Source organism: Bacillus vallismortis (genome assembly GCF_004116955.1).
Taxonomy (GTDB): Bacteria; Bacillota; Bacilli; order Bacillales; family Bacillaceae; genus Bacillus; species Bacillus vallismortis.
In genome coordinates this window covers 457531-474817 of sequence record NZ_CP026362.1, presented here as the reverse complement: position 1 = coordinate 474817, position 17287 = coordinate 457531, and the positions used below count along the sequence as shown (strand labels likewise).

Below are 17287 nucleotides of genomic sequence, written 5' to 3'. Positions count from 1 at the left end.
TGTATACAATGGGAATGTACCCTGAACGGGCGAAGATTGAGGACAATTATTCGGGTGGAGTTTTGGTTTGACGTTTGGACTCGGCCGATTCGCCGCCGCTGTTCAGTTCTCTCACAAAGTCAAAACTTCTGAGAACAGCTTCACCGCCGTAGCCTGAGATAATGGATAAGATGACAAGTTGAATTCCTGAATCGGGGTCAGCGGATAATACAAGTAAAATGGAAGCCGTCATTCCGATAAACCAATCTTCCAAAAATCCAAGATAGATAAACCGCTTCGTCATTCTGGGCTTCTCCAGCCTGCCTCTCTTTTTCACATGACCGAGAATCCCCATGATTCCTCCAATTACACAAGCAATGAGTACCTGATGCAGCATCTTCATCATCACCTTCCTAAAGCCCTTATTTCGTAAAGCGACTTCAGGCCATCCAGCCCCCTTAAACGATTCCGATGATTTTCGATATCTACATACTGGCAAATCTGAAAAAAGCTTGTTTCTTCCATTATATGTGAACACATGATCGGTAAGCTTGATGCATTAGATTCATTTTTCACCCAGTGACATTGACCTAGTCACTCATTTAGCTACTTCCGTTCATATGTTCAATTTCTGTTCTTATTTTTAGTGTATACGAGGACAAGCCTTAATGACAAACAACAAACTGTGCTTGCTTGAATCAGAACATGTGTTGTGCTACGGTTACTGTAGAATTCATTAAAAAAAGGGGAATATCAGGCTTTTGCACAGTTAGCTGGCAGCCTAAGGGGGAATTATATGGCTAGTTTTCAATCATTTGGAATACAAGGACAGCTGGAAGTCATCAAAAAAGCGCTTGATCACGCGCGAGTCGGTGTGGTCATTACAGATCCCGCACTTGAAGATAATCCGATTGTCTACGTAAACCAAGGCTTTGTTCAAATGACCGGCTATGAGGCCGAGGAGATTTTAGGAAAGAACTGCCGCTTCTTACAGGGGAAACATACCGACCCCGCTGAAGTAAAAAACATTAAAACCGCTTTACAAAATAAAGAGCCGGTTACCGTCCAAATCCAAAACTATAAAAAAGACGGGACGATGTTCTGGAATGAATTGAATATTGACCCGCTAGAGATTGAAGGCAAGACCTATTTTGTCGGCATTCAAAAAGACATCACCCGGCAAAAAGAGTATGAGAAGCTTCTCGAGGATTCCCTCACAGAAATCACTGCACTTTCAACGCCTATTGTCCCGATTCGCAACGGCATTTCAGCTCTTCCGCTAGTCGGCAACTTGACGGAGGAACGATTTAATTCCATCGTTTGCACATTGACGAATATCTTATCAACATCCAAAGATGATTATTTGATCATTGATTTATCAGGGCTGGCCCAAGTAAATGAACAAACCGCCGATCAGATTTTCAAGCTGAGCCATTTGCTGAAATTGACCGGAACCGAATTAATCATTACAGGCATTAAACCCGAATTGGCCATGAAGATGAATAAACTGGATGCCAATTTTTCATCACTGCAAACATACTCAAATGTAAAGGATGCCGTTAGCGTGCTTCCGATTATGTAAAAAGATCCCGCTCATCCAGCGGGATCTTTTATTATGAAGAGACTGATGCATGCTTATTTGTTTCTTTAGCCGATTTTATTCGTTTGTCATACAAAAGCGTGGTGGCAATACTGATCAACAGCAAAACCAAAAGAGATAACACAAGAGCTTGAATGCCGAAGTGATCGACAAGCAAACCGCCGAACAACGGACCAATCATTCTGCCGCCTGTCGCCGCGCTGTTGACAAAGCCTTGATAAAATCCTTCCTTCCCTTTAGGGGCAAGCTGGTTGGCAATCGTCGGCACCGCAGGCCAGACAAGCATTTCCCCGATGGTCAGGATCACCATTGCAGCCAGAAACATCGGGAAGTGGTTTGCCGTCAGCAGCATACTGAAGGATACAATAAAAATGATAAATCCGATGACCATTTGCGTTTTCAGCGACTCCGCCCATTTTTTCACCACAAAGCTGACAAGCGGCTGGCCAAACACAATTAACATTCCGTTAACCGTCCACAGCACACTGTATAAGGAAAGAGAAATTCCAATGCTTTGCGTATACGAAGCAATGGTGGTTGACCACTGAGAATAAGCCAGCCATCCGAGTACATAGCCGCTGCTTAATATGATGAGCGCGGCAAATTTCGCTTTGCTGTTCACAGCATCATAATCAAGCACAGACGTTTGGGACGCATCCTTCGTCTGAATGTTTCGAAATCCGAAATATACGATAAAGAAAAAGGCCAGATATAATGCAGCATTCGCCAAAAATACATATGAAAACGAGAAAGAAGCCACGACACCGCCAAGCGCTGAGCCGACAGCCACACCCGCGTTTTGCGCGACATAAATCGCATTAAACGCCTTTCTTCCTCCTTCAGGCCACACCGATCCAGCCATTGCGTAACTGGCCGGAAAAACAACACCGGAACCAAAACCCACAATCGTCAGCAGCACAATATAAGCCGGCCACTCATGAAAAAAGACAAGGCCCAGCAGGCTTGCTAACGTAATCGCAATTCCAAGCATAATCGATTTAAAGCCGCCGATTTTATCAAACAAAAAACCGCCGCTTAAATTCCCAGCCACACTGGCGCCTGAATTCAGCATCAAAACAAGCCCGGCTACTGTTAATGACTTTCCTAAATGATTATGGATATAAATCGTATTAAGCGGCCATAAAAAAGAAGCACCCGTCACATTAATAAACATTCCAATGACTAAAATTTTAAGAGCACGCGGCATACTCATCCCCCTTTCTCGCCTAAAAAAGCTCATGAAAAAAACGAAACCTAAAACGGCTCCGTACAAATCGAGTGATCATAGCACATTTATTCTATCTGTCTATCTCATTTTTTTCAACTGATGAGCGTGAAAAAATCTAACAAATATGGTTTGAAAAATGTACAATAAATAGAAAAAGGGGGAATATGATGGAAATGGCTTTAGTGTTATTAGGATTTCTTGCATGTCTCATTGCACTTGGCTATGGATTGTATCATCTCATCGGATATGTGTTGAAAAAGGATCAACGTTTCTTAAAGAAACTCTTTTGGCCGCTTTTGATTGGAGGCCTGGCGCTGCTCTTCACCGGAGCAGCATTGACAGAACCTGACGCTGCCGCAGCAAATGCCGAGAAAAAATATTCAGCGCTCAACACCGAGTATCAAAGCCTTACGAAAGAGCATAAAACACTTGAGAAAAAATATGAAGAAGCAAGCTCTGAAGCAAAGACATTGAAGGACCACAAAAAAGACCAAGACAAACTCCAGCAGCTTGAAAAAGAAAATAGTGAACGAAAAGAGAATCAAAAAACATTAAAAGCAGAAATAAAAGAGCTTCAAGAAAATCAAAAACAGCTCAAAGAAGATACAAAAACGGTAAAAGCTGAAAATGAAACACTGCGGCAAGATAAAACACAGCTTGAAAAGCAATTAAAAGAGGCCAAAAGCCATACTGCAAGTTCACAAGAAACCGCTGGAAGTTCTTCCGGCAATACAAAGAATGAAACCAAAACACCTGACACAGCAGAAGGCTGCAATATAAAAGGAAGCAAAAGCGGCATCTATCACACACCGGGCAGTACATACTATGACCGGACAACCGACCCGGCTGAAATGTTTTGCTCAGTGGAAGAAGCTGAAGCTGCCGGTTACAGGCCGCCAAAACGATAACGAAAAGCTCCAGCACCTCTGGAGCTTTTCCTGTTTCACAACGACGATTTAATCACTTTCTTATAATAAAGAACGGACAGAAAACCAAAAATGGAGTAGAGCGCGGTGTATAACACCATCACCAGAATCATCGGCGCCCACACCTCTGATCCGAATAAGAACCAGCCGGATTGGACGGCAAAGTAGCTGTGGAAGAGGCCGACAACAAGCGGAATGCCGAAGTTGTACATTTGTTTGATGCGTATCCCCTTCATCAGATCACCTTGCGTAAACCCGAGTTTTCTCAAAATCGTATAATTTGGTTTTTCATCTTCACTCTCACCCATTTGTTTAAAATAAAGGATACAGCCAGATGTAATCAGAAACGTTAATCCTAAGAAGCCAACGATGAACATCACGATACCAAATAGTGATTTTTGTGCGATGCTTGCATCCAGCCTTGATAAATGCTGGTCTTTTTTGTTCACCTTTTGAAATAGCTCATTCGCTTTTTCCAGCTGGTCTTCATGCTTGACATTGATGGCAATACATTCAGATTGCGCCAGCTGAATATGGGGGTCTTTATTTTTGTTCAGATATTGAAACAGGCTGTCATCCACTATGACAGCGGGCAATCCCCCGCTTGTAAACGGAAAGGAGAGAAGAAATTCTTTCCTTAACCCTTTGTATTGTAGAGATGTCGTCTTATGCTTGCTTTTCACTTTCATGCTGCCTGAATCTTTTAATACCATGATTTTTTGCAGAAGATCGTTATATCCGGATAAAAAGGCTTCCCCTTCTGGCACATCGACCTGTTCCACCTCTTTGTCACTCACAACCGCAAGCTGCATGTTATGGGGATCACCCTGCATTTCCTTCGGGTCTCCATCCATAATATTTGCAATGTCCACATTCGCTTGCAGGAAAGGGGTTTCTTTCTTCACATATGAAATGTTGCGTTCATTCAAACTTCTTTCAAATGTTTTGGCATCTTTCTCATTCATGAATGAAAAATCAGCGGCCACATTTTGTTCAGCGGTCTTTTCAGCTGAGTAATACGAAATATAAGCAAGTGAGAGCAACCCAATGGCAAGCGCTGAAACGGTCGTAATAATGGTCAATAGCAGCGCGTTTGATTTCATTCTGAACATGATCGATGACAGTGACAGAACTTCAGAGATACGTAAGTAGCCGCCCTTGCTTTTTCGGATGATATTCGAGATAAAGGTCACCGAGCCTTTATAGAAGAGAAACGTTCCGACAATGACGGCCCCCAGAATAAAGCTCATCGCGCCGAACAGTTCATTCATGGTCTTAAATTTACCGCCAAACAGCTCAGAAGACACATAGTATCCCGTCAAAATCAGCACGATGCCTAAAGCGCCGATCAGCATCTGGAAAAATGATATTCTCTTCACTTGATCTTCAGTCGAAGAGGTCACTTTAAACAAAGATAAAATACTTTGTTTTTTGATAAACGTATAATTCATGATCATAATCAAAAGGTAAATGCCGCAGAACACAATGATCGTTTGGATCAAGGCTTGCCCGGAAAAATGGAGTTTCGCATCAGCTTTGACATCGACAATTTTAAACAGAATCATCAGGACTAGCTTTGATATCGAAAATCCGGCCAATACCCCGATCGCTAAGGAACCGAAATACAGCATGATATTTTCCGCACTTAAGAGACGAAAGATTTTATGTTTGGTCATTCCAATTAATTGAAACAGCCCGATTTCTTTACTCCGTCTCTTAATAAAAATCGTATTGGCATATAAAATGAAAATCGCCACCACGAACACAAGCAAAATCGAAGCGGTTTTAATGGCCGCGGCTCCCTTGATTGAAGCCTTTACTTCATCAATCGCAGGGTCATACTGGAGTGTGACAAAGGCGAAATAAAGCGCCACGCTAAAGATCAGCGCAAATACATACAAATAGTAATTGCGGAGATTCTTTTTCAAATTTCTTAGGATGAGCTGATTAATGTTCATGCTGCACCCCGCCTAACACGCCTTGCGTTTTCATGATGTCCTGGAAAAACGCTTGTCTGTCTTGGCCTCCTTTATTTAACTGTGTATACATTTGCCCGTCCTTCATAAAAATCACTCTTCCGCAGTAGCTGGCGGCGACAGGATCATGGGTGACCATGATAATCGTAGCGTTGCGTTTCTGATTGAGCTGGCTTAGCTTATTTAATAGATCAGAGGCTGATTTTGAATCAAGCGCGCCCGTCGGCTCATCTGCGAAAATAATGCTCGGTTCATGAATAAACGCTCTCGCGGCAGATGTGCGCTGCTTCTGGCCGCCGGAAATTTCATTTGGGTACTTATCACGGAGTTCATAAATACCCAGCTCTTTCGCCACCTCTTCGAACTTGCGAACGGCTTCGCTTTTTGGCATTTTTGTAATCGACAATGGCAGGAGGATATTCTCTTTTACTGTCAACGTATCCAGCAGATTGTAATCTTGAAAGATAAAGCCTAAATGCTGTTTTCTGAATTCAGCCAGCTGCTTTTCCTTCATTGACGTCATCTCATTTCCGTTAATATCAATGGTCCCGTCACTGACCTGATCAATGGAGGACAGAACATTGAGCAAGGTGGTTTTCCCAGAACCTGACGCCCCCATAATACTGACAAATTCACCTTTTTGGATATGAATATCAATGCCTTTGAGCACTTCTTGTTTATTCAGCTTGTTTCCATAGCTTTTTCGAATTTTATTCGCTTGTAAGATCATCATTCCTATAATCTCCTTTATATTGGATACTCTCATTATAAAAAGGATTGCCGGGCATTTCCTTCGATACGGCGAACAAAAAAGAAAAGCATGTGACATTTTCGTCACACGCCTATGACTCGTTCAAATTGATTCCGTTTGGGGAAAGTTAATGTAAAAACCGTTCCCGCACCGGACTCCGAACGCACATCAATATGGATCATTAACGGGGCCGCGGCTTTTTTCGCCAAGTACAGCCCCATGCCAGTGGACCCTTGATCATGGTGGTCCGTTGTGGATGTAAATCCTTTATCAAAAATGCGGGGCACATCTTTGAGATCAATGCCCCTGCCAAAGTCCTTCACTTCAAGCTGCGTCCGTTCCCCTTTTTGAACGCTTTTGATTTCAATGTCGGAGGCTTCGCTGTATTTCACTGCGTTTGTCAGCAGCTGCCTAATGATAAACGCCAGCCATTTTGCGTCGCTCAGCACTTCCTCAGCCTCCAGCTGAATGTCAAAGCCGACCCCTTTTTGGATACACCACGACTGTAAATCTTTGATTTCCTTAAAAATGATGGGCTGAAGCTGAATGCATTCTACAGACAGATCATTTTCAATAAATGACATGCGCTTTTGATGAAGCTGCTGGTCAAGAAGCAGGTGAATACGCAGCCATTCATATGACAGCTGGGATTTCAAATCATGGTCTTCCATTCTATCGATGAGTAAATGCATCGCTGTCAATGGAGTTTTGACCTCGTGAATCCATGCCATCAACTCATCTTTTTCATTTTCTAATGCCAAGCGATGCCGGGCAGCGGTTTGTTTCAAATGCTCCGTTTGTCCGGTAATGCTTCGTTCAACCACTGATTCAAACGGCGTTTCTGGTTCATTTATCGCCGTCACATCAAGATTGTTCTCCCACGTCTTCAAGCTTTTATAAAACGCCGTCTCTTTCCGATAGCGGAACCAAAGGAAGATGATAAAAAACAAGACACACAAATATACTATATAAAGAACACTTTGAAATGAAATGGAGGAATCCACAAAAGCAACGAACAATATCAAAACCTGCTGGAATAAAAACGCGGCAATCCAGCTTCGCCTTTCAGTGAGGAATGCTTTAATCATAGAAATGATCCTCTTCTTTCGCCAGGTAGCCTTGGCCGACTTTCGTCTCGATATATGTGCCAAGCTGCAGGGCGTCCAGTTTTTTTCGCAGGCGATTGACATTGACGGTCAGCGTATTATCACTGACAAAACGCTCATCGTTCCACAAGCTTCTGATCAGCTCTTCCCGGCTGACAATCTTGTTTTTTTGTTCTATTAATTGTTTCAGAATGAACATTTCGTTTTTCGTCAGTTCAACAGAGCCTTTGTCATTGCTGACGAGGTTCTGCTCTGCGTCTACGGCAGCTCCGCACCATGTTTTGACCGCGCTTGGCTCCGTATTATAATGATACACGCGCCGAAAAATCGCTTGGATTTTCGCAATCAGCACGTCAAAATGAAACGGCTTTTGAATAAAGTCATCGGCTCCGAGCGACATCGACATCACCATATCAGCAGGATGGTCACGAGAGGATAGAAAGAGAATCGGAACATTTGACCGGGAGCGGATCAGCCGGCACCAATGAAACCCGTCAAATTTAGGCAGCTGGACGTCAATAATGACACAATCAGGCTTAACCGCCGCAAATTCCTGAAGGACTTGACCGAAATCCTGAACGCCGTATACATCATAGGACCATCCCGTTAAACGATCCTTCATTTCATGGAACAGCGATTCATCATCTTCAATCAGCAAAAGTTTAAACAATCGACTCACCGCACTTTTTCCTTTTTTATCAAGTGTATAGCAAAACACCCGCATACGCTATAGAGAAAGCCGGCTGTCTCAGCCGGCTCACACATCTTATAATTCTCTTCTTAACGCTGTCAGCACGTTGGTTTTGGTCGCTTTTCTCGCCGGGTTCATCCCGGAAATCACCGCTACCCCTCCGCAAATCACAACTGCGATGATCACAAGGCTGGCCGGGATGTAGGAAAAGGTGTAATTCAAATCGCCCGCATCGCTTCCGCTTGTCGCCGCGAGAATCATTGGAACAGCCAGATTGACAAGGAAGCTTACGCCGTAAGAAATGATAATCCCAATCACACAGCCTAAAATTCCGATATACGCGCTTTCCATCAAGAACATTCGGCGAATGATGGACGGACTTGCCCCAATCGCTTTCATAATCCCGATCTCCTGCGTTCTTTCAGTAACTGCCATCGTCATCGTGTTAAAAATGCCGATTGCTGAGATAATAACAGCAATACACCCGACAAAGATCAAGCCGATTTTGAAGACCATGAAGAAGGTGTTGGCTCCCTCAAGCTCGGTAGTCACTGAGGTTACATAGTATCCGTCATCTGTCAGATCATTGGTCAGTTGTTCCACGTTCTCAAATTTATCAGCAAAAACGCCAATGTTTGTTTCAACATTTCCGCCTTTGAAGTCTAAGAATTCCGAAAAATCTTTCTTGAATTGATCACTAATAAAAATGTTTGAGTCCTCCATCCAATCTTGAGATGGCTTTTTTGTAATACCGACAATTTTAAAGTCATATGTTTTTGTTTTTTCGACATCCCCTGTTTTAGGATCTGTTTTTGATACACTTAATTCAATCGTTTTGTTCAGAATATCTTTTGTATAGCCCTCTGGTTCTTTTATATCTTCCGGGTTTCCTTTTGCTTCCTCGATTTTTTTGTTATACTCTTCCGATTCTTTTTTCGTCAATAATCTCTTTGCAAAGTCGTATCCTACTACGATTTCATTTTCCGACTTTGCGACTCTTCCTTTTTCCAACTCCATATTGGCCTTTAATTCATCGTTCATATTGGTAAAGATGAGATTAGAGCTTTCATTTGTACGATTGCCTAAAGTTGCTTTGTTTGGTTCATACACTTGCGTTCTTTCTACAACTGACCTTACGTGGTCATAATTCTCTAAATCAGCTTTTTTAATAGGCTTATCCCCTTCCTTGCCCATTACACTGACTTTCGTTACAATCTGCTGGCTCATTGTCATATCAGTAATTGTCTTTTGAATCCCAAATCCAACCGACGACAGCACAACCAAAAACGCACACGCCATTGTTGTCGCAAGAATGGTCATAAAGACACGCAATCTGTTTTTCTTCATATTTCTTCTGATAAAATGAACCTGATCCTTAAACCTCAACAGTAATTCCCCCTTTTAACACACCGTCATGAAGCTGAAATTTTGAATGTCCGATAGAAGCAACTTCATCATCATGGGTGATGATCACAAATGTAATGCCCCGCTCGCGGTTCAGCTGCTGAATCAAATCCAATACTTCCTGCTCCGTTTCTGAATCGAGGCTTCCCGTCGGCTCATCGGCTAAAATGATAGATGGATTTAAAATCAATGCCCGTGCAATACTGACACGCTGCTGCTGGCCGCCTGAAAGTTCGTTTGGATAATGAAGAGCGTGGTTATCCAAGCCGACGCGTTTCAGCATGTCCTGCACCTTTTGCTTGCGCTCAGACGGTTTGATCCCTTTTAACGCCAGCGGCATTTCAACATTCTCATACGTCGTTAGCCCCGGAATAAGCTGAAAGCTTTGAAAAATGAACCCAAAATGTTCAAGGCGGAACTGAGCCCATTCCTTTTCATTAAAGCCCGTCACATCAGTGCCATTAATGACAATCCGCCCTTTTGTCGGCGATATGTAGCCGGAAATCAAATTCAAAAGCGTTGATTTTCCTGAACCGCTTCGCCCGACAATACAGGCGATTTCACCTTTGGCCACGCTTAATGACACATCCTTTAATACTGGAACTTCATTCTCACGGCCCTTTTTCCCGATCGTGAAAGAATGGTCGATATGCTGAACATCAATCATATTTTCTCTCTCCCTTACACATGTTTTGTTTTTTTATAAATCGCAAAATAACTGATGAAGAAACCGATCACAGCACCTGCAGCCATGCCAAATAGGTAGCCGGCAAAGCTTTCGCTTACTGCATATCCAAAACAGCCGAAGCCTAAAATGCCAATGATAATGACGATCACTTGCACCGGGCGATCCAATGCTTTCCACAAAAAGAAATATCCGTTACGCTCGTTAGACAGTTTGACGAAGCTGATGTACCCGATGATGTAGAGAATTATGCTCATAACAGCCGGAATCACTAAATAATATGGTGAATCATCAACCCAGTTTGGAACAACATACGTAATGGGAAATATATACTTTATCCATTCTGGTATAGGGAAGTCTAAAAATGCCGCATTCCTGCCAAAAAGGATATCGATATTCATCGCAGGCAAAGTAATGAATAAAAAAGGTAAAATAGTGGCGGTAAATGAAACCAAAAGCTGTGCAAAAACATGGCCTGTCAGCGCTCCGCCAGCCATAACCAAAGAATAAGCCAACATGCTGACAATGACCATTCCCAAGCTGTAGTGATGAAAATAAACAGCCTGTTCAGGCTTCAAAAGCACCAGCAGCAAAACAGATAAAAGATAACCTACGAGCTGTGGCATCACAATCACCATTCCGCCGGTGAGAAACTTCGCGTTAAATACCTGCCCGCGTGTATAGGGAAGGCTTAATGTAAAATCAAACAAGCTCTTGCTTCGTTCAATCCCAAGCTGGCTGACCGCCAAAACGACACCCCAAATCCAAAACAATGACATAAATGTGCCGTTTAAATAGTTAATCGTAAATACACAGGATCCGCCCCAATCGTTCTGATGAGCAACGCAGCCTTGATATGAAATGTACGTCTCTAAAATAGTAAAAGGATTGCTAAGCATAAATACCAAAAAAATCATGAGTAGCAGCGCTTTATTTTGCTTCCACTCTTTATAAAACAACCCGGAATCCGGCACATCACTTCCCTCCAAACCGAAAGTATTTCTTAATGTTCTGTTTTCTTATAAATAGAGAAGTAGCTCACAAAGAATCCAACTACAGCTCCAATGATCATTCCAAAAATATAACCAATAATGGAATGTCCGGTAGAATATCCAAATAAACCAAATCCAAGGATGCCGAAAGCCATCACCAGAATTTGTACAGGACGGTCTAATCTGTTCCAAAGGAAAAAGTGTCCGTTTCGCTCACTTGGATGCTTTTTGAAGCTTATAAAACCAACCAAGTAAAACAGAATGCTCATGGCAGCCGGAATCAATAAAATATATCTGTTATCGGAAAGCCAGTCATTCCCAACAAAAACCATAGGCAATAGATACATAAGTTTGTTTTCCATCTCATAATATCCTTCTACGGAAGAGAAAAATTCGTATATATGGAAATTAAAAACGATCTCTAAATTGGCGAGGGGCAATGCAACAATTAAATACGGCAAGATAGCTGCAGAAAACGCTGTTAACATTTGGGCAAAAGCATTTCCAGTTATCGCTCCGGCGGCCATCACTAATGAGTAGGCCATAAAGCTAATCACGATCACTCCAACGCTGCTGTGCTCGAAAAAGTAGACATGCTCAGGTTGATAAACTAGAATCAGCAGCCATGCCAGCAAAAAGCCAATCAATTGCGATAATACAATCACTAAACCGCCTAACCAAAATTTCGTCTGAAAAATTTGGCTTCTGTTATACGGAAGGCTTAGTAAAAAATCCATTGTGCCTTTCGAACGTTCCATTCCCAGAAAACAGACCGCCAAGATGACACCCGGCAACCAGTTGATATCTATCAGATTGCTTATTTCGTAATTGACAATAAAATCACAATATTGCGGGTCTTGATGCGCAAGACACCCTTGGTAAGACAAATACGTATTCACAATAGAGAGCGGATTTACCAGCACTAAAAACACAATACTTAGCAAAATCACCACTTGATTCTGTTTCCACTCTCGATAGAGGAGACCACGGTCTACCATCTCCGCTTCCCTCCAAACTTCGCAATGAACACTTCTTCTAAGTTGACAGGAAGCTCATTCCATACTTTTGGCTTCAGCTCTCTCAAAAAGCTCTTTTTCTCCTCGTCGCTTTTCGGAATCAGCACCGTATAGAACACGCCGGCCTGATCGAGCAACGGAATGTTTTGTTCTCTGATCTCCAAGTTGACATCTGTATCAAACGCCATTTGAATTTTGATGTATTCTTCTTTTAGCTCATCAAGATCCATCACATTCGTCAGCCTGTTATCTTCGAGAAAACCAATTCGGTTGCACATCCGTTCTATGTCTTCAAGGCGGTGGGAAGTGATCAGGATGCTCGTATCACGCTCCGCCACTTCATCGACCATCAGCTGGAGTACATCATGTCTTGTCACCGCGTCTATTCCGTCCGTTGGTTCATCAAGGAGAATCAATGCCGGTCTCGCCGCAAACGACAGAACAAGCGACAGCTGTTTTTTCAAACCCGTCGACAGCTCGCGGTATTTTTTCGATTCCGGAATTTCGTATCGATTCATGAGCTCATTCGCATACGTAACATCAAATTTCGGATATATTCTTCTCAGGATGTCGACAAGCTGCTTATATGTATACTTGTCGTAAAAAGGATTTTGAACAGGCATGTAGATGATATTCTGTTTGACCTTCGGATGCTTTTTGATTTCTACGCCGTCAAAAAAAACTGTCCCGCTGTCTGCGAAAATGATTTGCTGGATTAAGCGAAGCATCGTCGTTTTGCCTGAACCATTGCGGCCGAGCAGCCCGAAAATTTCTCCTTTTTCAATCGTTAACGAAACATCTTTTAATACTTGATTGCCGTCAATCGTTTTTGACAGCTTCCGTAATTCAATCATCCTCTCGGCCTCCTTTCACATCAGCGCTGATTTCCTTCATCCATTCCTGCAGTTTTTCCAGCTCAACCCCTGCATAATGGGCATCGATGATGAGCTGTTTCAGTTGCTCTTTAATCATCGTCATCTTCCCTTCAACCAAAGTCGTTTTTGCTTGCTCCGAAATATAGGTCCCTCTGCCACGCAGCGTTTCGATAATCCCCTCACGTTCAAGCTCTTTATACGCTTTGCTGACAGTGTTCGGATTCGCAATAATGATCGTCGCCAATTCTCTGACAGAAGGAAGCTTATCACCAGACTTCATGATCCCTTTCAAACAAAGCTCTTTCATTTGCTGAATGATTTGTTCGTAAATGGGTGTTGAGCTTCTTGGATCGATTTGAATCATTTACTTCCCTACTTTCTATACGATCTGAACCTTTATAGATAAAACGGATCGATTATGCTTTTTTGCCATTCAAAACCGATCATCACAAGGACTAGAAAAACAGAACAAGCGATCACAGATGCCGCGATCAGCATTGGCACGTCACGTTTGTTTCGTTTTTTATGCTTCATAACTGCCTCCCTTTATTTCACTATATAAATGACTCTTTCATCAGTGTTTGCAGTGTATTACCTCAATTAGTACACTTAATACAATAAGCACTTTGACATACAAAGTCAATCCTTTTTTACAAAAAAACGGACCCTTATCAAAAGGGTCCGTTTCCTACACATCAAGAGGGTGCTGCAGGATCATATGATTTTGCAAAGCTTGAAGCTGAAGCCTCATTCTGTACAGCTGTTCTCTCTGCTGGTCATTTGACGACAGCCACAGCTTATTTAAGGCATTTACCGCATTTTCAAGCTGCATTTGCGCCTCACTATATTCTTGATCGTTATAATGCTCTTGTTTAGAAGCGATTTTTATCTGTTCCTCAGCATAATCATACACCTGCATACATTGCTGGAGATGTTCATCTACTGATTGCCTTGTTGCCACAGTAACCCCTCCTAAGAAGAAGAATCACCTATAGTTTGCTTCCCAAAAATATTGTCATGAGCAGTTTTTCTAGGTAAACAATCCAATTCTTTATTTACATAAAACGAATTGATTATGGTTTTCTGGATACCCTAACATTAATCATTTATCATCAAGCTATGATACAAATCGTCCAACATCAAACGAATAGTTTGGTCGTCTAAATAATAATAAGTTCTATTTTGGATTCTTGTCGTGTGAACCAATCCATGAAGAGCCAATATTCTCATATGGTGCGAAATTGTTGCGTTTGACAACTTTAAGATGTCAGCTATTTCATTTGCGTATAATTTTTTATTTCTCAGGAGCATGAGAATTTTAAATTTGCTATTATCTGAAAGCAATTTTAAAAATGTACTCATTTTATCAATACGTTCATCATGTTGGGTCATGAAAAATTTATCAGCTGAGTATCCAAGTCCTAAATAAATTACATTTCGAGATTTTGTAATAACCGCTGAATAAGGATTGAGAATAGGATAGATGTAAACATCACAATTGTCCAAATAATGCTTCCCTTTGATTGTCTCAATAATATGTATCGGGAGGTCCTTTTCCATTTTGTTTAACTGAGCAATCCACTTTTTCTGTTGAGAGCTCAATTTTGATAAAGCTTTATCAAGCTGTTCATTGATTTTCAATAATGTTTCACAAAAAGATTGTATATAGGCTGTTGGCTGCTTTATCACCTCAAATACATTCCATTTTGATTCACTGGTAATCGCCAGTTTTTTTAGCAAAAGAAAAAATTCCTCTTCAGTTTCCGCATATCCCTCCTCACCTCCATTTGACTGTCCCTCTAAGTATAAGAGTGACTCGGCGATATTGATCCTTATCTTTTCTTCAGGACTTTCTCTCAGCATCTGAATAATGTCATAAAAGTTTTTATCATAAAGATCAGAAATTCTAAAAAACGTTGTTGCTAAACAAAAAATATTGCCGTTTACAACATCCCCATACTGACGAAAACTACTGAAATAAAAGTCCAAAAAATCACTATAATCTTTTTTAATTCCTTTTAATTCTTCTAATACTTGAAAATATTCAACCTCTACTTTCACATTTAGTTTTTGCCAGTATTCCTTATAAAATGATTCATGTTTAAAAAAAAGCAAAGCAGATATTTTATCTAAAAACCCTGACACTGCGTCATTCACTTTTACCTCCATGTGTAAAACTCCTTTCGAACCCAGTTATATTATTATAAATGATTCAAACGGTTATTCCGAGTGATTGACAAATACAAGGAGATTGAACTATTATTAGATGAACATAAAACAATAGTTAGATACTCATCTAATAGGGAGGCAAAGATGAAATTTAAAAATCAATTATCATTACTATCCTTATTGATAGGTACATTTATTTCTGTAATGGATACAACAATAGTAAACATCGCACTACCTGAAATGTTATCTGATTTTTCCTGCACACTATCTCAAGTGGCCTGGGTTGCTACAGGCTATACACTAGCATTCGCTGTTATGCTAGTTGCTGCATCTAAACTAGCTGATCATTTTGGAAGAAAAAAAGCGTTTATATTTGGATTAGGTCTTTTTATTTTCACATCATTTCTGGCATGTATAAGTGGATCCATTGAAATGCTGATTGCAGTTCGAGTCATTCAAGGCTTATCAGCCGCTTTTATTGTTCCAGTAACAATGCCAATCGCTCTCGAAATTGTGCCCGAAGAAAAAAAAGGAATGATTATTGGAATTTGGGGAGCTTTTTCAGGGCTTGCCGCGACATTAGGCCCTGTTCTCGGCGGATTGTTAACTGAAAACTTTAATTGGCAATCTATATTTTTCATCAATATTCCTCTAGGCATGATCGCTATCTTTTTTGCTGCTATGTTCATAACGGAAAGCTATGATAACTCAGCCAATAAAAAAGTTGATTATATTGGTATGCTCATTTTGTCTGGAGCTCTATTCTGTTTAACATTTGGTTTTGCTAAAGTATCAGATTTAGGCTGGACATCTTCCACATTTCTTATTTTTATGAGTATATCAATGCTATTACTTATATTATTCTTCTATATTGAATCAAAAATAAAATACCCAATGGTCCCTTTATCAATACTAAAGGTAAAGACATTCAGTTTTAGTTCATTAACACTTTTTATGCAAGGGCTAGGACTAACGAGTGGAACTCTTATCATCACTTTACTGCTTACTAATCTAATGGGAAAAACAGAATTAGAGGCAGGTCTAATTGTATCTGTTTTAGCTTTATCTTCTATGTTTACCTCTGTTCTATCTGGAAAGTTATCGGATAAACTAGGAGGCGCTTTATTTTCTTGTTTAGGTATGACGGGGTTAACAATATCTACTTACTTCTATAGTTATATAAGATATGACAGTTCTATTTCATTTGTAATCATTCTTCTATGTATATCCGGCTTAGCTTTAGGACTTATCATTGGGCCTGCTATGGGTTCAGGAATTCGGTTAATTCCCACAGAAAAAATCGGTATCGCATCAGGGATTTTAAATATGATGAGGACTGTAGGACAAGCAGTTGGGATCGCTATTCTTACTAGTGTCCTAACAACAAGCATCAATCATCATGTAGATTCCGCGACAAAAGAAGCTGTAAAAATTACTGAAGATAATCCTGCATTTGATGAAATGGCCAAAAAAGAAATGATCGCCCATTTGCGCCAGTCAGACAGTAACACATTTGACCAGGAAAAAACAATGAAAGAACTAAATCAAAAAGAAGAAGAACTTCTCTCTAAAACACCCAAGCCATACAAAGATACAGTTAAAGAAACGTTTAAAAAGCAAAGAGAGCAAGTCATCATTCTTCAGGACAAAATAGCAGGACTTTATAACGAGAAAATCAGTGACAGCTTCAACTTTACGTTTAAGATTGGCAGCATTATTCTTGTACTTGGAATTATTTTTTCTCTATTCAGTGATATATCTCCAAGAAAACAAAGAGTGAAGCAAGAAAAAACAAGTTCCTTATAACGTTTATGTATGGGATTAGTTTGTCCCGTATCTTCTTTCGTGCTACAATTTTAGGATGCAATCGTACGCAAGGAGGCACATGA

Annotated in this window: 18 protein-coding genes; 3 read left to right on the top strand and 15 right to left on the bottom strand. The window is 40.9% G+C overall.

Annotated elements, in window-relative coordinates; all coding sequences use genetic code 11:
* Positions 1–46: 46 nt before the first annotated feature.
* Positions 47–382 (bottom strand): DUF4257 domain-containing protein, encoded by a 336-nt coding sequence (locus BV11031_RS02645; protein WP_026014487.1) that lies wholly within the window; start codon positions 380–382, stop codon positions 47–49.
* A 393-nt stretch (positions 383–775) separates the two neighbouring features.
* Here BV11031_RS02645 and ytvA point away from each other — a divergent pair, with 393 nt between their 5' ends.
* Entirely contained in the window at positions 776–1561 is a 786-nt protein-coding gene (ytvA, locus tag BV11031_RS02640) for a YtvA family blue-light photoreceptor (protein WP_010329536.1), read from the top strand.
* Positions 1562–1592: 31 nt separating this feature from the next.
* Here ytvA and BV11031_RS02635 read toward each other — a convergent pair whose 3' ends face one another.
* Positions 1593–2786: an MDR family MFS transporter gene (locus BV11031_RS02635; RefSeq protein ID WP_010329535.1), complete on the bottom strand. Its 1194-nt coding sequence runs from the start codon at positions 2784–2786 to the stop codon at positions 1593–1595.
* A 188-nt stretch (positions 2787–2974) separates the two neighbouring features.
* Between BV11031_RS02635 and BV11031_RS02630 the strand changes: the two genes are divergently transcribed.
* A complete protein-coding gene (locus BV11031_RS02630; RefSeq protein ID WP_010329534.1) occupies positions 2975–3715 on the top strand; it encodes an LMBR1 domain-containing protein in 741 nt (246 codons plus the stop codon).
* A 35-nt stretch (positions 3716–3750) separates the two neighbouring features.
* Here BV11031_RS02630 and BV11031_RS02625 read toward each other — a convergent pair whose 3' ends face one another.
* The 13 genes from BV11031_RS02625 to BV11031_RS02565 all read right to left on the bottom strand — a co-directional run bounded on the left by BV11031_RS02625 (position 3751) and on the right by BV11031_RS02565 (position 15398).
* Entirely contained in the window at positions 3751–5691 is a 1941-nt protein-coding gene (locus tag BV11031_RS02625; RefSeq protein WP_010329533.1) for an ABC transporter permease, read from the bottom strand.
* The gene (gene bceA, locus BV11031_RS02620) at positions 5681–6442 is read right to left on the bottom strand and encodes a bacitracin ABC transporter ATP-binding protein BceA (RefSeq protein ID WP_010329532.1); all 762 of its coding nucleotides are present in this window, start codon (positions 6440–6442) and stop codon (positions 5681–5683) included. Before bceA ends, BV11031_RS02625 begins: the two co-directional genes overlap by 11 nt.
* A gap of 101 nt (positions 6443–6543) precedes the next feature.
* The gene (locus BV11031_RS02615) at positions 6544–7548 is read right to left on the bottom strand and encodes a HAMP domain-containing histidine kinase (protein ID WP_010329531.1); all 1005 of its coding nucleotides are present in this window, start codon (positions 7546–7548) and stop codon (positions 6544–6546) included.
* Positions 7541–8236 (bottom strand): two-component response regulator BceR, encoded by a 696-nt coding sequence (bceR, locus tag BV11031_RS02610; protein WP_010329530.1) that lies wholly within the window; start codon positions 8234–8236, stop codon positions 7541–7543. Before bceR ends, BV11031_RS02615 begins: the two co-directional genes overlap by 8 nt.
* A 96-nt stretch (positions 8237–8332) precedes the next feature.
* Positions 8333–9643, bottom strand: a complete 1311-nt coding sequence (ytrF, locus tag BV11031_RS02605) for an ABC transporter permease YtrF (protein WP_010329529.1) — start codon at positions 9641–9643, stop codon at positions 8333–8335.
* Positions 9633–10328 (bottom strand): ABC transporter ATP-binding protein YtrE, encoded by a 696-nt coding sequence (gene ytrE, locus BV11031_RS02600; RefSeq protein WP_010329528.1) that lies wholly within the window; start codon positions 10326–10328, stop codon positions 9633–9635. Before ytrE ends, ytrF begins: the two co-directional genes overlap by 11 nt.
* A gap of 14 nt (positions 10329–10342) precedes the next feature.
* Entirely contained in the window at positions 10343–11320 is a 978-nt protein-coding gene (locus tag BV11031_RS02595; RefSeq protein ID WP_010329527.1) for an ABC transporter permease, read from the bottom strand.
* A gap of 29 nt (positions 11321–11349) precedes the next feature.
* Positions 11350–12336 (bottom strand): ABC transporter permease YtrC, encoded by a 987-nt coding sequence (ytrC, locus tag BV11031_RS02590; RefSeq protein WP_010329526.1) that lies wholly within the window; start codon positions 12334–12336, stop codon positions 11350–11352.
* Positions 12330–13208 (bottom strand): ABC transporter ATP-binding protein YtrB, encoded by an 879-nt coding sequence (gene ytrB / locus BV11031_RS02585; protein ID WP_010329525.1) that lies wholly within the window; start codon positions 13206–13208, stop codon positions 12330–12332. Before ytrB ends, ytrC begins: the two co-directional genes overlap by 7 nt.
* Complete coding sequence (gene ytrA / locus BV11031_RS02580) at positions 13201–13593, bottom strand: GntR family transcriptional regulator YtrA (RefSeq protein WP_010329524.1); 393 nt, start codon at positions 13591–13593, stop codon at positions 13201–13203. Before ytrA ends, ytrB begins: the two co-directional genes overlap by 8 nt.
* Before the next feature lie 32 nt (positions 13594–13625).
* Positions 13626–13763 (bottom strand): hypothetical protein, encoded by a 138-nt coding sequence (locus tag BV11031_RS02575; protein ID WP_010329523.1) that lies wholly within the window; start codon positions 13761–13763, stop codon positions 13626–13628.
* A gap of 154 nt (positions 13764–13917) precedes the next feature.
* Complete coding sequence (locus BV11031_RS02570; protein ID WP_010329522.1) at positions 13918–14190, bottom strand: YtzC family protein; 273 nt, start codon at positions 14188–14190, stop codon at positions 13918–13920.
* A gap of 137 nt (positions 14191–14327) precedes the next feature.
* Entirely contained in the window at positions 14328–15398 is a 1071-nt protein-coding gene (locus BV11031_RS02565; protein WP_010329521.1) for an ArsR/SmtB family transcription factor, read from the bottom strand.
* A gap of 144 nt (positions 15399–15542) precedes the next feature.
* On the opposite strand from BV11031_RS02565, the gene BV11031_RS02560 reads away from it, so the two are divergent.
* The gene (locus BV11031_RS02560; RefSeq protein WP_010329520.1) at positions 15543–17204 is read left to right on the top strand and encodes an MFS transporter; all 1662 of its coding nucleotides are present in this window, start codon (positions 15543–15545) and stop codon (positions 17202–17204) included.
* The last annotated feature ends 83 nt before the right edge of the window (positions 17205–17287 follow it).